Consider the following 15174-nt stretch of genomic DNA (forward strand, 5'->3'; position numbering starts at 1 on the left):
TTGAGACAGACAAGAGTGCCTGTGATGGCCGAACAACAGACGCCACAACAACGTGACGCAAGGAGTCTGACGATGAACAACGTTGCATCCCTGCCAGCCGCCGGCGAAACGGTGGCCGTCAATCCGTCGAAACGGACCCAGATGGATACGGTGCCCAATACGCCGCTGGAACAGGTTCCGGCGATCTTTGAGCAAGCCAGAAAAGCGCAGGCGGTCTGGGCAAGCAAGTCGTTTTCCGAGCGCGAAAAGCACGTCCGGAAAATGCGCGACTACATCCGGGACAATGCCGACGAGCTGGCGCGTATTGTCAGCGATGGCAATGGCAAGACGCGCTTCGATGCGCTGGCGACCGAAGTGCTGCCGTGCATGCTGGCCTGCAGCTGGTATGGCAAGAACGCGGCTCGTGTTCTGAAGACCGAAACGCGGGAGCCGTCCAGTCTGCTGTGGATCGGTAAGCGCACCGAAATCCGCCACGAACCACTCGGCGTGGTCGGCATCATCAGCCCCTGGAACTACCCGCTGTCCATCCCCTTCGGTGAGATCGTAATGGGCCTGATGGCCGGTAACGCGGTTCTGCTGAAAGTCGCGGCGGCGACGCCGCTTGTGGGTCAGGCCATCGAGCGGATTGTCGCGGCTGGCGATCTGCCGGACGGGCTGTTTCACCACATCGTTGGCTCCGGCGGTCAGGTGTCCACGGCCATGTTCGAGAACGGCGTGGATAAGCTGTTCTTCACCGGCTCGGTTCCGGCCGGCAAGAAGCTGATGGCGCAGGCTGCCGAGACGCTCACTCCCGTCTCTCTGGAGCTGGGCGGTAAGGACCCGATGATCGTCCTTGAAGACGCGGACATCGAACGGGCGGTCAATGGCGCCGCCTGGGCCGGCTATCAGAACGCGGGCCAGTCCTGCGGCGGCGTGGAGCGGGTCTACGTTCATGAATCGATCTATCAACAGTTCGTGGACCGGATGGCCGAGAAAACCCGCCAGTTGCGCCATGGTGCTCCGGACGACCAGTGCGGTGTCGACCTGGGCTCCATGACGACGGCCAAGCAACGCGAAGCGGTCGCCCGTCACCTTGAGGATGCGATTGCCAACGGCGCCAAAATCGTCGCCCAGTCCCAGCCGGTGGGCGATCAGGACGGTGAATTCCACCCGGCCACGCTGCTGACGGACGTCCATCACGACATGACCTTCATGCGGGAGGAAACCTTCGGTCCTCTGGTTCCGATCATGCCGTTCAAGACCGAAGACGAAGCCGTGGCACTCGCCAACGACTGCACCATGGCGCTGACCGCCTCCATCTGGACCCGCAACATCCGGCGCGGCAGGCAGCTCGCCGAACGCGTGAAGGGCGGCGTCGTGGCGATCAACGACCATCTGTACACCCACGGCATGTCCGACCTCCCCTGGGGCGGGCCGGAGGAGTCCGGCATCGGCCGCACCCACGGCCCCGAGGGCCTGATGGAGATGACCAAGCCCAAGGCGGTGAACTGGGACTGGCTGCGTGCCAAGCGCAACCTGTGGTGGTATCCGCAGGACCGTGAGAGCTACAACGCCATCCGCAACGCCATGCACATGGTGGCACCACGCTCACCGGGTGACTTCCTGCGCTCGGCCGGGAAGGTGGTACCGGCGATGGTGAAGAAGATGTACCTCCAGTAGGGCAATCTTGCCTGGCCCGGTTTCTACCGCGCAAAGTCCTGGATGGCGGCGGGCCTATCGGGCTGTTACGGCCGCTATCCAGGAGTCGGCGACTGCGCAAGGCTGGTGGCTGACTCTGCAAAACCTGCGTTTACTTTTATCGAGTTCGGGTGTAGAAACCGGTGCTTGAAAGGGAACGCGGGGGCCTGGCATGGAATCGGGATATCGCTATCAGGCATTGGAACGTTGGTTGTCGCAAGGCATTTGCGACCGACGCTGGCGAGTGGGGGAGCGACTGCCATCGGTCCGCGCACTCTGCCATCAACATCGCGTCTCCAAGGCGACGGTCCAGCACGCGTTACGTCGGCTTGAAGCCCAAGGGCTGGTGGAGGCCCGCCATCGCTCGGGCTATTTTGTCGCGTTGCAACTGGGCGACATAGAGAAGCCCCAACCCGGCGACCTCATCGATGGCCCCCGCTCAGTCAGCGTCAATGACCTGCTTCTGGACATTATGCGCCGGAGCGCGGCATTTGATCTGTTGCCGCATCACGGCTCTGGCGACCTGCCGCCCGGGATCGTGTCGCTGAATCGATCCATCGGGCGGTCTTTGAGACGCCAACGAGGCGAGACCCAGCACTATTACGATGAGCCCGCCGGCGTCCCCGCCCTCAGAGAGCAGTTGGCCCTGCACCACTCACGACGTGGCTGGTCGGCCTCAGCCGATGAACTGTGTATCACATCCGGGTGCCAGCATGCGCTGTTTCTCGCGCTGATGGCCTGTTGCGATCGCGGCGATGTGGTGGCCGTTGAATCGCCGGGATTCTATGGCGTGCTTCAACTGGCCGAGCAACTCGGGCTCCAGGTGATCGAAATGCCGGCCTCAATGGAAAGCGGGTTGGATATCGATGCGCTCGATAAGGCACTGGCACGCTGGGACGTCAGGGCCTGCGTTGTTTCGCCAGCCTTCGCCACGCCGGGCGGGGCGGTTATGCCGGAACCTGCCAAACACCGGCTACTACAGCTCGGGAAGCAGCATGATCTGGCGATCATCGAGGACGATATATACGCCGACACCGCGTTCGAGAGCCCACCGGATCCCCTGAAAGCCCTGGACACGGACAACCGCGTCATACTGTGCAGTTCGTTCTCCAAGAGTCTGTCCCGGGATCTGCGTCTGGGCTGGGTGTCCGGCGCTCGCTGGCATGATCGAATTGTTCACCTGAAACTCGTTACCCAGCTGGCGGGAAGTCGTTACGTCCAACAGGGCGTGGCGTCGTTCATGGCCGACGGGAGTCTGAGCGCGCATCTGCGCAGGCAGCGTCAAGCGCTTCGCGCCAACCGCGACCACCTGATTGGCAAACTGCAGGACTGGCCTTGCGACGTGCGCGTCTGTGTTCCCCGTGGCGGGTTGTCGGTCTGGGTTGCGCTTCCTCACCATGTGGACACCCTCAAAGCCTACCGACCCGCGCTCGCCGAAGGCGTTGTCATCACGCCGGGCCCTCTGTTCTCCATATCCGACCAGTACCGCAATTGCCTGCGTATCAGCTATGCGCATCCCTGGGATGCACCGAGAGCCCGAGCGCTTGAAGGGCTCCCCCGGTTGTTACTCAGGAATTGATCAGCACTTCCTTACTGTCTCGTCTGGTTAATTCGACGACTTACTGAGCCCACTCCCTTCAACGCGACACCACCACGCTGGATCTCGCCTGAGATATCTGTACCGATTATTTCTAGAAAATCTGAGCCTGTATCGATACCCGACCAGTGAGTACGCTCTCTGCCATAGCCGTACCAGGGGAGGGAGCCTGATGAGCGAAACAATTCCTGTTCGAACGATTGAGACACCCCCAAAGAAAAAGCACGACGCAGGACGGATTCACCCGAGGAGTTTTCGTGGGCTCTATCGCCGCCTGCGAATCGCGGGCGGCTCAGCCCTGTTTGCCCTGTTTTTCGGCACCGTCTGGCTCCAGTGGGGCGATCGTCAGGCGGTGCTATGGGACCTTTCCACCAAGCAGTTCCATGTGTTCGGCAGCTCGTTCTGGCCTCAGGATCTGCTTTTGCTCTCTGCAATCCTGATTATCTGCGCGTTCGGGCTGTTTTTCATGACGGTTTGGGCCGGGCGAATCTGGTGTGGTTACACCTGCCCGCAAAGCGTCTGGATGTGGCTGTTCATGTGGGTGGAAAAGCAGGCGGAGGGGGATCGGAATCAGCGCATCAAACTGGACCGCTCACCGACAACGCTTTCCAAACTCTACAAGCGCGCCAAAAAACACGGAGGCTGGCTGTTAATCAGCCTCGTCACGGCGGTCACCTTCGTTGGTTATTTCACACCGATTCGGGCGTTGTTGCCGGATCTGCTTCAACTTAAAGCGGATGCCTCAGCGGCCTTCTGGGTGATGGCGTTTACGACCGCGACGTACATCAATGCTGGCTGGTTGCGTGAAAAAGTCTGCGTTCACATGTGTCCATACGGCCGTTTTCAGTCGTCCATGCTGGACAGCGATTCGTTAGTGATCAGCTACGATGTTGCCCGCGGGGAGCCCAGAGGGCACCGCAAGCCCGGCGCGGATTACCACTCTGCCGGTCTTGGTGACTGCGTGGATTGTCAGATGTGCGTTCAGGTATGCCCTACTGGTATTGATATCCGGGAGGGTCTTCAGATCGACTGCATTGGATGCGCCGCCTGCATCGATGCCTGCGACACGGTGATGGATAAACTCGGGTACGAAACCGGCCTGATCCGTTACGCCAGCGAGCGGGAGCTGGCCGGAGGACGGCGTCGTATTCTTCGGCCCCGGCTGGTGGGTTATGGCGCCGCCCTGATCGTGATGGTGGCCCTTCTGGCGTGGGCGATCGCTACCCGTTCACTGGTCTCGCTGGATGTGGAAAAAGATCGGTCCCTGTATCGTTTCAATCATCAGGGACAGATCGAAAACAGTTACGTCGTGAGCGTGTTGAATAAAAGCCATCAGGATCGGACCTTCCGGCTCCACGTTCGTGGTCTTGATGGCTTACACCTTGTGAACGCCGCCCCATTCGTCGTCGGGGGCGGAGAACGGGTTGCGGTTCCCGTGGCCGTTGCGGTCAGTCCGGAGGCTCTGCCGAGCGACGTGCTTGATGTCGAGTTCGAGTTGGAAGCGCTCGATGGGTCGTCACGCACGTGGCAGGAGACCACGCGCTTTACCGGTGAAACGCAGTCACCGCGATGACTTGATCCATGCGCCAATTGTCGACAAAGTAGCTGTTCCTGGTGGGAGCCTCTGGTGACGGCATCACCCGCGTATGGCAGGTGCCTCGGTGAATCCGTGAAATTGGGCGTAACGTACGTATACCCACCCGGCCCAAGACAAGCGAACTGGAAGCGAGCGAGTCGATAGTATGAAGGTAGTGATCATCGGTGCAGGGATCATGGGGACCACCTACGCCACGCTGGTGAAGGAGCTGGCCCCGGAACTGGAGGTGACCGTTCTGGAGCGTTTAGAGCGGGCCGGAGCGGGCAACTCCTGGGTCTTCAACAATGCGGGGACCGGGCACGAAGCCAACTGCGAGCTGAACTATACCCCAGTGGATGAGGAAGTCATCTCCGTCGAGAAAGCGCTAAAGATCCATGCCCAGTTCAATGTGGCGAAGCAGTTCTGGGCCTACCTGGTGGAGCAGGGCGCGATCAAGGACCCGACCACATTCATCAACCAGACCAAGCACTGCACCATCGTCTCCGAGTCGGCCATTGAGGTGCTGAGACTGCGCTACCGCGAGATGTCGGCCCACCACTTCTTCGAGCAGATGCGGTTTTCGGAGGATTTCGATGAAATCCAGGGCTGGATTCCGTACCTGATGGAAGGCCGGTCCCGCCAGGAAAAGATGGCGGCCACCGTAATCGAAACCGGCACCGATGTGAACTTTGGCCGGCTTACGGAGCACCTTTCGGCGTATGCCGAGAGTCTCGGCGTGCAGTTTGAGTACGGCACCCACGTCAAACGGGTCCACCGCAGCCCGGCCGGAAGCTGGCTGATTGAGGCGGTGCACAACGGCGTCGCGAAGCAGCACAAGGCCGACACGCTGTTTGTTGGGGCCGGTGGCGGCGCCTTCCCGATCCTCAAGAAAAGCCACCTGCCGTTCAGCCGCCGGTTTACCGGGTTCCCGGTGGGTGGTCGCTTCCTGCAGGCCCCGATCACTGCCGAACAGGCCGAGCACTACCGGGCCAAGACCTATGGTAAGGCGAAAGTCGGAGCGCCGCCCATGTCCGTCCCGCATCTGGATCTGAGGGTGGCCGACGGTCAGCACTACCTGCTGTTCGGCCCGTTCGCCTCGTTCAAACCGCTGCTGGAGAAAGGCCGCACCTTCTTTGACTACCTCCGCGCCATGCGCCTGCATGACATTCCCGGCCTGCTGAACGTCGCCCGGGAGCACTTTCCGCTGGTCCAGTATCTCGTCTCTGAAACCTTCAAGGGCGAGAAAAGCATGTTCGAGGAGCTGGAGACCTTCGCACCCGGAATGAGCAAAAAGTTCGACTGGAAAGCCGTGGAAGCCGGCCAGCGTGTGCAGATCATCAAGGACGGCGATCTGCAGATGGGCACCGAGATCCTCGTCTCCAGCGATAAAACCTATGGCACTCTGCTCGGCGCGTCCCCCGGCGCTTCCGTGTCACCAGAGGTCATGCTGCGCGCACTGGAGCAGATGCTGCCCTCAGTGTTCACGAAAGAGAACGCCCGGGAGAAACTGAAAACAATGTTCCCCGAGGACAATCTGGAGACGCTGAGCACCAACGCCGATCGCTATCGGGAGATCCGGGATTCGGTGAACAAAACGCTGGGGATTACGCAGAGCGGGGCGTAAACGACAGCGCGGAGGCAGGGCGCGGGGCGTCCTGTTTTCCAACGGCTTGACATTGCGGGTGTCGCCAGGGGTCCAAAACCTGGTACACCGAAATCGGCGAGCCTTACAGGCCACCATTAACCTGCCAACAAAGGAACCCACCGCCTCCTGCACTCTGTATTGGGGCTGTCATAAAGCGATCAGCGCATGCGCCGAGACCGTGCCAAGCTTTAATGCACTGAATGGGTGAGCGCTCAGATACGACTCTGGCACCTGATCGGTCACTCCAGAATGCGCTCCTGAGTTGGCCGGCCTCGGGGCAAGGTACCGATGATCGTTACCTGAGGAAGAGCCCAATGAAACCCACAATCAGTCTTCGTCGAAGACAAACGCCAGCCCATTCATGTTAAGGAATTGATCAGCACCTCCTTAATGCCCCAATGCCGAATTGAACCCGCCGCTCTCCACCGATACTGACTCGTGCAATCCAAGTCTGACTAAAACCTTCATTTTCCTGTCACCGTTTCTTCACAACTTTCTGCATTGCCTTCAAATCGATGCCGGTAAAGGCATTCAACGAAACTGCATGGGCGCAAACGTCAGCGGTTTTTACAGCGTCATAGTGCCGTTTCGGGCTGCCGCCTCATGCGCCCACAGAATGCTTTCAAACAGTCGTCAATTCATTGAATTTGCAATGAAGAATGCGTGACAGAAAGCCTGGTTTATTTACGTCGCAAAACAGGGTGAAGACACTCCCTTGAACTTTCTGTGTCAGATGAATTTTTTGTGCCGATTCGATGACACGTAGTGCATGCAAGTGTCGGTTATAAATACAAAAAACCACTTCCTGTCCAAGCGTCAAAGTTCTCTGAAGCCCGCTATTTGGGCCGTTGCCGCCTGTTGGTCCCGCCTTTGCTAAGCCGCACGTCGTCATGGCCTGGGGTGACGCCTTCTATCGCCCCTCGGCATGGGACACCAAAAAATGGTTTGCCCCAATCAAGGAGTTCGGCATATGCAAGGTTCGAAGTATCGGGCGTTGGCAACCTTTGGGTTGCTGGCAGCTTCTCCGGCCTGGGCGACGACGCTCTGGCAGGAAGACTTCTCCGACCCCACGCTAGCGGGAAAAGGCGCGACGGGTCCTGGTGCGGTGATGGATATGACCGGCGTCAGTAACTGGTCGATTGATGTCAGCGAAGCCAGTCTGAGTGCAGACAGTGACTGGTTCCGGGTTGAAGGGAGTGGCCTGGAGGGACGCGACCTTGACGGCCCTGCTGTATGGCTCAGCGCACCCATCGATATTAACGGACACGGAGCGACCAACCTGCGGGTCTCGCTCACCGAGGACGGTGACCACGAGACAACCGATATCATTGACCTCGCCTACGCCATCGACGGCGGCGCCTTCGTGACCGTCACCAACTGGGACAACCGCGGTGACGCAGACCACACGCTGGTTGGCGACCAGCCGGACGACGGTGACTGGCTATCGGCCGAGGTGGAGCAAACGCTGCCCAAAGGCAGCTCAGTGCAGGTTCGGATCACCTTCGATAACAACGCCGGGTCCGAACGCTTGCGCCTGGAAGAGGTTCGCGTTTCCAGCGGTAGTGAGAGTCCTTCCACAGCAGCACCCGATGTGGTCATCAATGAAGCGCTGCTCAGCCACACCGGCGCCGACAACACCGAATTCTTCGAACTGTTTGGCGCGCCCGGTACACCGTTGTCAGGTTTGAGCCTGATTGCTGTTGAAGGCGAGGGTAGCGGTGCTGACACAATTGATGAGCGCATCGATTTTGCGCCAACGGACCGCATCGGTGCCAATGGCTACTTTCTTGCCGGTAACGCCACCGGCCTCAACGACAATTATGGCGTCAGCCCCAACCTCGACCTCGACCCCAACTTTGAGAATGGCGGCGTTACCCTGGCATTGGTTGAAACCGCCAGTCTGGTGGGCGGCGTCGGCAATGGGTTGAGCGGCTCGGAATCGGTTGTCGATGCCGTGGCCGTCAAAGAAGACAACAGCGAAACCTTCTATTTCGACGCCCCGGTGGTTGGCCCGGACGGTCCTTACTTTCCGGCCGGCGTTCGTCGCGTGCAGGACGGTGCGGACAATGACGTGGCCGGCGACTGGCTGTTCGCTGACTTTGGCCTGGGCAATGACAACACGCCGAAGCCGGGCTTCGACCTGGTGATCAATGAAATCCTTGCCAGCCATTCAGGCGCCGACAATACGGAGTTCGTGGAGCTGTACGGTACTCCGGCTGCCGGTTTAGCCGGTATCAGCCTCATCGTCGTGGAAGGTGACGGCGCGTCCGCCGGTGCCATCGAGCGCCGGATCGACTTCGATGGCACCCAAAGACTTGGCGCTGGCGGCCATTTTCTCGTTGGTAACTCGGACGGATTGAGCGCCCAGTACGCCATAACGCCGGACCTGGCCATCAACAGCAATTTCTTCGAGAACAGCAGCCTGACCGTTGCGCTGGTAAAGACCAGCTCGCTGGCCGGCGATAGCGTTACTGGCGATGAATTGGTGATTGATGCCCTGGCGCTGAACGACGGTGATAGCGGTGACAGCTTCTTTTTTGACGCGCCGGTCATCGGACCGGACGGTCCCTACTTCCCGGCCGGTGCCAGCCGCAATGTTGACGGTCTGGACAGCGACAGCGTTTCCGACTTTTCCATTGCGAGTTTCAGCCTCGACGGCAGTCATTCCCCAATGTCCTCGGGCACCGATGGTGGTGATGGCGAAGGCGGCGGTTCCGTCGCTTCTTGTGGCGATCCGGCCGAAGCAATCTGGGCTATCCAGGGCAGCGGTGCGACCAGTCCACAGGAAGGCCAGGCCCGCACCGTCGAGGGCATTGTCGTCGGTGATTTCCAGAGCACCACCGACGGCCTGAAAGGCTTTTTCATTCAGGAGGAGGATGCCCAGGCCGATGGCGACCCAACCACCTCCGATGGCCTCTTTGTGTACGACAACGGATTTGGAGTCGATGTAGCGGAAGGTGATCTTGTACGCGTGAGCGGCACCGTCACGGAATACTATGGCCTGACTCAGCTGGCCAGTGTCGCCAGCGTTGAGGTGTGCGCGACCAACGCGGCCAGTGCGACGCCCGCACCGCTCACGCTGCCCGAATCCGTCAATGGCGAACTGGAGCGCTATGAGGGGATGCAGGTCGCGCTACAGCACCCCATGACCGTCTCCCAGAACTACTTCCTGGGTCGTTACGGCCAGCTCACTCTGTCGTCTCCGGACGACAGTGGCCAGGCCGGGCGCCTGTTCAAACCGACCAATCAGTACCCGGCAGGTACGCCAGAGGCCGTAACGCTGGCAGAGGCGAACGCCCGACGGCTGCTGATACTGGATGACGGCATGGATATTGGCGCCTTCGGAGACAACCCCGAGCCTGTGCCGTACCTGGGCCCGGTACCCCCGATGACACTGCGTGCCGGTGACACCGTCGGCAACCTGGTGGGTGTCATCGACTTCGGTCGCATCAATTCCGCGCCACCCGGGGAGGAAGCTCGCGATTACCGGTTACATCCGACGCAGGCTCCGGTCTTCAGCGAGGGTAACCCGCGCAAGGCAGCGCCGGAAACGGTCAACGGTGACCTGACGGTCGCCAGCTTCAACGTCCTCAACTACTTCAACGGCGATGGCCTGGGTGGCGGGTTCCCCACGGCCCGTGGCGCCGATACACCCGAGGAGCTTGAGCGACAGGAGCGCAAGATTGTCCAGGCACTGGTCGCGATGGACGCTGATGTGGTCGGGCTGATGGAAATCGAGAACGACGGCTATGGCCCCAACAGCGCGATTGCCAACCTGGTTGACGCGGTAAACGGTGCCCTTGGTGACACGGTATATGACTACGTGGATCCAGGCACCAGCGCCTGGGGTGGCGACGCCATCGCCGTGGGACTGATCTACAAGCCGGCCCGGGTCGATCTGGCTGGGGGCACCTCTGTCGTTGGGCTCGAAACCGGTGAGTTTACACAGGGACCCGACCAACGCCACCGCAAGCCGATGGTGGCGACCTTTGAAGAAAAGGGGGCTGGTGAGCGTTTCACCGTCGTCGTCAATCACTTCAAGTCCAAGGGGAGCCTGACCGGCATTCCCGGTGACGAGGCACAAGGAGACGGGCAGGGCAACAATAACCTGTCCCGGACCAACGCCGCCAACGCACTCGCCGATTGGCTGACCACAGCACCCACGGGTAGTGACGACCCCGACATCCTCGTCATTGGCGACCTCAACGCTTACGCCGAGGAAGATCCCATCCTGGCCCTGGAAGCGGCAGGCTATAGCGACCAGATCGAGGCATTCGCCGGAAAGGCGGGTTATTCCTACATCTTTGACGGAGAGGCGGGCTATCTGGACCACGCACTGGTCAGCGAAACCCTGGTGGATCGGGTAACCGGCGCCACCGAATGGCATATCAATACCGACGAGCCCGCCGTCATCGACTACGACCAGAACTTCAACCCGGCTGGCTATTACGACGGCAACACGCCGTATCGCGCTTCGGATCACGATCCGGTTCTGGTTGGACTGGATCTGGGTGGCGTTGCCCCGCTGGAAGGAGACGTCAATGGTGACGGTACCGTCGATTACGGTGACTTCTCTGCACTGTCAGGGGCGCTTGGCTCTGTAGCCGGAGACGTCACTTACCTCGAAAGCGCCGATATCGACGGTGATGGCGACGTCGACTTCATTGATTACCAGGCCTGGTACCCGCTCTACCAGGCCCGGGATTAACCAACCATCCCGGGGGCCACACGAGGCCTCCGGGACCATCACATAGTTGTAACCGAGGAACTCGATGATGTTTTCAAACGCGAAGAGAGCTATTGCAGGACTGTTTCTGACGCTGGGTATCGCCCAGAGCGCGACCGCCGGACTGATCTTGAAGGTGGTACCCGAGACGACCACCGTACAGACCGGTGAGTCTTTCCAGGTGGACCTTTGGGCGTCCATCCCCGATGCCGAGCCGGTTCTGGCCTGGGGGCTGGACCTGGAAATGAATGCTCAGTTGTTGGGGCTGAACAATGTGCTGGTTGACTCGACGTGGCTGCCTCTGGGTGGACCGGGCGACGGTGACGGCCTTGGTGGTGCGGCATTGCCACCCCAGACCGGGGAAGCGCGGCTGGCAACACTGAGCTTTTCCGCACTGAACGCCGGATCGGCGGAAATTGGCCTGTCACACACACTGACCGATTTTTCCGAAGGCTTTGCGCTGGCGGCGGGTGGCTTTGCGGACTATGAGGTGGCGTCTGCCGAGGTTGAGATCGCCGATGTGGCAGAGCCCGGAACCTTGGGTCTGCTTGCTGTGAGTTTGTTGGGGTTGGGTTTGGCACGCCGCAGCAAGGGTGATGAGTTGCACTGAAAAACCAACTCCGATCTTTCTTCCAATCTCCAGGATTCCAAAAACACATTCCCTTACAGGAGTCACATGATGAAAACCCTTATAAACAAACTCGCCCCGGTGATGCTCGGCAGCTTATTGGTGTTGCCGATGGCTGGCTGCGAGCTGAACGACGATGATGACACTCAAAGCAGCCCAGACAATTCCCAGGGTCAACAAAGCAGCTCAAACAATTTCCAGATGCAACTGCTCCATTTTGCCGATATTGACGGCCAGGGTGGGGCAGCCGACGTCCGTCATTTTTCCGCGTTAGTGGACGGTTTTCGAGCCGAATACCCCGAGAAGACATTACTGGTCAGCTCCGGTGACAACCTGATCCCGGGCCCCGAGTTCTTCGCGGCAGGCGATGACAGCATGGCGGACGTCCTGGGCGAGCCGGGTAACGGCCGCGCGAACATCGCCTGGTTGAACGCCATGGGCGTGCAGGCCTCCGTGGTCGGGAACCATGATCTGGATGCCGGTACCGAAGCGTTCGCCGAACTGATCGGTGAGGAAGGCGAATGGCCGGGTGCACAATTTCCCTACCTGGCCGCCAACATTGATTTCACCGCGGACAGCACGACGGCGCCGCTATTGGTGGATGCGGGACAATCGGCCCAGGCCAACAGTGTTGCGGCCAGTGCAACAGTCACGGTCAATGGCGAGACGATTGGGTTGTTGGGCGCCAGTGTTCCGACACTGCCAAGCATCACCAGCACCGGTGGCCTGACCATCACGCCGGATGAGTTCGACAGCAGCGTTGAGGCGGACCTGGATGCCCTGGCCGCGGAGCTGCAGCCCAAGGTGGATGAACTGGTGGATGCAGGCGTGAACAAGATTGTGATGCTGGCGCACATGCAGCAGATCGACATCGAGAAAGCCCTGGCCACGCGCTTGACCGACGTGGACATCATCGTAGCCGGCGGGTCCAACACGCTCCTGGCCGACGGTAATGACACCCTGCGAGCCGGCGACACGCCAGCCGACCATTATCCCCTGTCGTATTCCTCGCCGCAGGACGAGCCGGTGCTGGTCGTCAACACCGACGGTGATCTGCAATACCTGGGGCGCCTTATCGTCGAGTTCGACGAACAGGGTGTGCTGCAGACCGATGCGCTGGACCCGGCCGTCAACGGCGCGTACGCGACCGATATCGTCACCCAACCCTTTGACCCCAACGAGCGAGTCGTCGACATCACCGATACTCTGGATAGCGTTATCGAAGCCAAGGACGGCAATGTGCTGGGACTCACCGAAGTCTACCTGGACGGCCGTCGCAGCCAGGTTCGGACCGAAGAGACGAATCTGGGCAACCTGACCGCGGATGCCAACCTCTGGCTCGCAAAGCAGGAAGATCCCTCGGTTCAGGTATCCCTCAAGAATGGCGGGGGTATACGCAGTGATATCGGCCAGGCGTTGCAGCCGCCGGGCAGCAATGATCCGTCCGAAATCGAATTCCTGCCGCCGGCGGAAAACACCGCGATTGGCAAGCCGGAAGGGGCCATTTCCCAACTGGATCTGGAAACCAGCCTGCGCTTCAACAATGGTCTGACACTGCTCACCGTTTCCGCCGCCGAGCTTGCCGACATCATGGAGCATGCTTTCGCGGCGACCGAAGACGGCGCGACTCCCGGCCAGTTCCCTCAGATCGCCGGGCTCCAGGCCACGTTCGATCCCACTCAGGCCGCGCGGTCTGCCAACGACACCAATCAGGCAGAGGTCAACATCAACGGTGACCGCCTGCGTGAGCTGGAGATCGTTGACAGCAATGGGGCGGTGGTGGATGACATCGTCACCAACGGTGTGGTTCAAGGCTCGGCAACGCGTGAGATCCGCCTGGTCATCCTCGACTTCATCGCCAAGTGTGTTGGCGCCGTGGGCGAGTCCTGTGGTGACGCCTACCCGCTGAACGGCCTGACCAACCCTAATCGCGTGGATGTATCCTTTGATCCAGGCCAACAGGACTTCGCAGACCCGGGCAGTGAGCAGGACGCCCTGGCGGAGTACCTCAACGACCAGTTCCCGGTGAGCGGCGGCACAGGCTACAACAAGGCAGAGACCGCCCCGGGCTCCGACACCAGGATCGTGGACGACTCGTTGTAAGCATGCTGTAAAACCGCATAATCAGGTGCTGGGAATAAGCCCGCTACGCTGTCTGTTAGCGGGCTTTTTTTGTTCAGCACCCGGTGCTCAAGCAAATATTCTCAGGTTTGCACCGCCTATCAACCCATATCAGGACCTGACATAACGGCGGAGCTAGCAAGTGAAGTCCGGTCAGGGAGATTGGTCCATTTATCCGGGCTGCACTCACCGGTCCGCTTGTTCGTCCCGGATCGCGGTGAGACCCTCCTGGTAGCTCGTAACTCGGAAATCGGGAAAACGCGTCTTGAACTTGTCCGAGACAAAGACGTTGTCTGTTTTGTACCGCGGCAGCAATTCCTCCGTCTCTCGAATCGTCGGGTTGAAGCGCGACGCCAGCCAGTGTTGCCAACGCTTCAGCACGGTGTGGTGTCCGGCCACTCCGAAAACCTCCGCGGCCAGCTGGATGAACTGCCGGTAGGTGAGGCGGTTATCGTCACAGGGCAGGTGCCAGGTCTGTCCATAGGCGTCCGGCGTATTGCCCAGCAATGCCATGGCGCGGCTGGCATCGGGTGTGAAGATCAGGGTTCGCAACGTGTCGTCACGCAGGAAGACCTTGGCGGTTTTTCCGGCCAGCAGGTTGTCGATAACCGTTGAGTTGGTAATGCTCTTCGTCTTGCCCGTGCCGTAGAACTCCGGCGCGCGGCAGATCACCGCCTCCACGCGGCCTTGCGCCATGGCGCCCAGCAGCATCCGTGTGATCATTTCGCGAGCACGGCCTTTCGGGCCATTGGGCGAGAAGGGCGCTTCCTCATGTTGGGGCTCGCTGGTCTGGGGATACATGTAGGTGTTATCGAAATACACCAGCCGCGCGCCGTGGGCCTCGCAGGCGTCGATCACATTGCGCATCATCACCGGCCAGCGCTCCGTCCAGATCTGACTGTCGATCGGCAAGCCAGCGGTCATGTAAACGATCTCTGAGCCTTCCACCGACGCCTGGGTCTGAGACGCATCCATCAGGTCGGCGCTGACCAGCTCGTCCGTGTCATTGATCGTTTCAGGGTTGCGGCTGACCAGCCGGATCTCGCTCGTGAAATCCCGCTTCAGGCTCCGCGCGAGTTCGCGTCCGATCTGCCCGCTGGCTCCCAGTATGGTTTGCATGAGTCGGCTCCCAGGTCGGCATGAGGGCCCATTGACCATGTATTGTGAAGCCTATCGTATGCTTGAAGTGAACGTCAGGGTCAAC

8 protein-coding genes are annotated in these 15174 nt (G+C 60.2%); 7 read left to right on the forward strand and 1 reads right to left on the reverse strand.

Annotation, left to right across the window (positions count from 1 at the left end; genetic code table 11):
- Positions 1–72 precede the first annotated feature (72 nt).
- The 7 genes from C8D92_RS03440 to C8D92_RS03470 all read left to right on the forward strand — a co-directional run bounded on the left by C8D92_RS03440 (position 73) and on the right by C8D92_RS03470 (position 13952).
- On the forward strand, positions 73–1659 hold the full coding sequence (locus C8D92_RS03440; RefSeq protein WP_116918401.1) for an aldehyde dehydrogenase family protein: 1587 nt from the start codon (positions 73–75) through the stop codon (positions 1657–1659).
- A 190-nt stretch (positions 1660–1849) separates the two neighbouring features.
- Entirely contained in the window at positions 1850–3256 is a 1407-nt protein-coding gene (locus tag C8D92_RS03445; protein ID WP_116918402.1) for an aminotransferase-like domain-containing protein, read from the forward strand.
- A gap of 190 nt (positions 3257–3446) precedes the next feature.
- Positions 3447–4847 (forward strand): cytochrome c oxidase accessory protein CcoG, encoded by a 1401-nt coding sequence (gene ccoG, locus C8D92_RS03450; RefSeq protein ID WP_116918403.1) that lies wholly within the window; start codon positions 3447–3449, stop codon positions 4845–4847.
- A 169-nt stretch (positions 4848–5016) separates the two neighbouring features.
- Positions 5017–6474 (forward strand): malate:quinone oxidoreductase, encoded by a 1458-nt coding sequence (locus tag C8D92_RS03455; protein ID WP_116918404.1) that lies wholly within the window; start codon positions 5017–5019, stop codon positions 6472–6474.
- Between the two features lie 991 nt (positions 6475–7465).
- Positions 7466–11203, forward strand: coding sequence for an ExeM/NucH family extracellular endonuclease (locus C8D92_RS03460; protein WP_116918405.1), 3738 nt, complete (start codon positions 7466–7468; stop codon positions 11201–11203).
- 64 nt (positions 11204–11267) lie between these two features.
- Positions 11268–11831 (forward strand): PEP-CTERM sorting domain-containing protein, encoded by a 564-nt coding sequence (locus C8D92_RS03465; RefSeq protein WP_116918406.1) that lies wholly within the window; start codon positions 11268–11270, stop codon positions 11829–11831.
- 66 nt (positions 11832–11897) lie between these two features.
- The gene (locus C8D92_RS03470) at positions 11898–13952 is read left to right on the forward strand and encodes a bifunctional metallophosphatase/5'-nucleotidase (protein ID WP_243402337.1); all 2055 of its coding nucleotides are present in this window, start codon (positions 11898–11900) and stop codon (positions 13950–13952) included.
- 204 nt (positions 13953–14156) lie between these two features.
- Here the strand turns inward: C8D92_RS03470 and C8D92_RS03475 are convergent, their stop codons facing one another.
- A complete protein-coding gene (locus C8D92_RS03475) occupies positions 14157–15089 on the reverse strand; it encodes an NAD-dependent epimerase/dehydratase family protein (RefSeq protein ID WP_116918408.1) in 933 nt (310 codons plus the stop codon).
- Between the last annotated feature and the right edge of the window lie 85 nt (positions 15090–15174).

Source organism: Tamilnaduibacter salinus (genome assembly GCF_003096655.1).
GTDB lineage: Bacteria > Pseudomonadota > Gammaproteobacteria > Pseudomonadales > Oleiphilaceae > Tamilnaduibacter > Tamilnaduibacter salinus.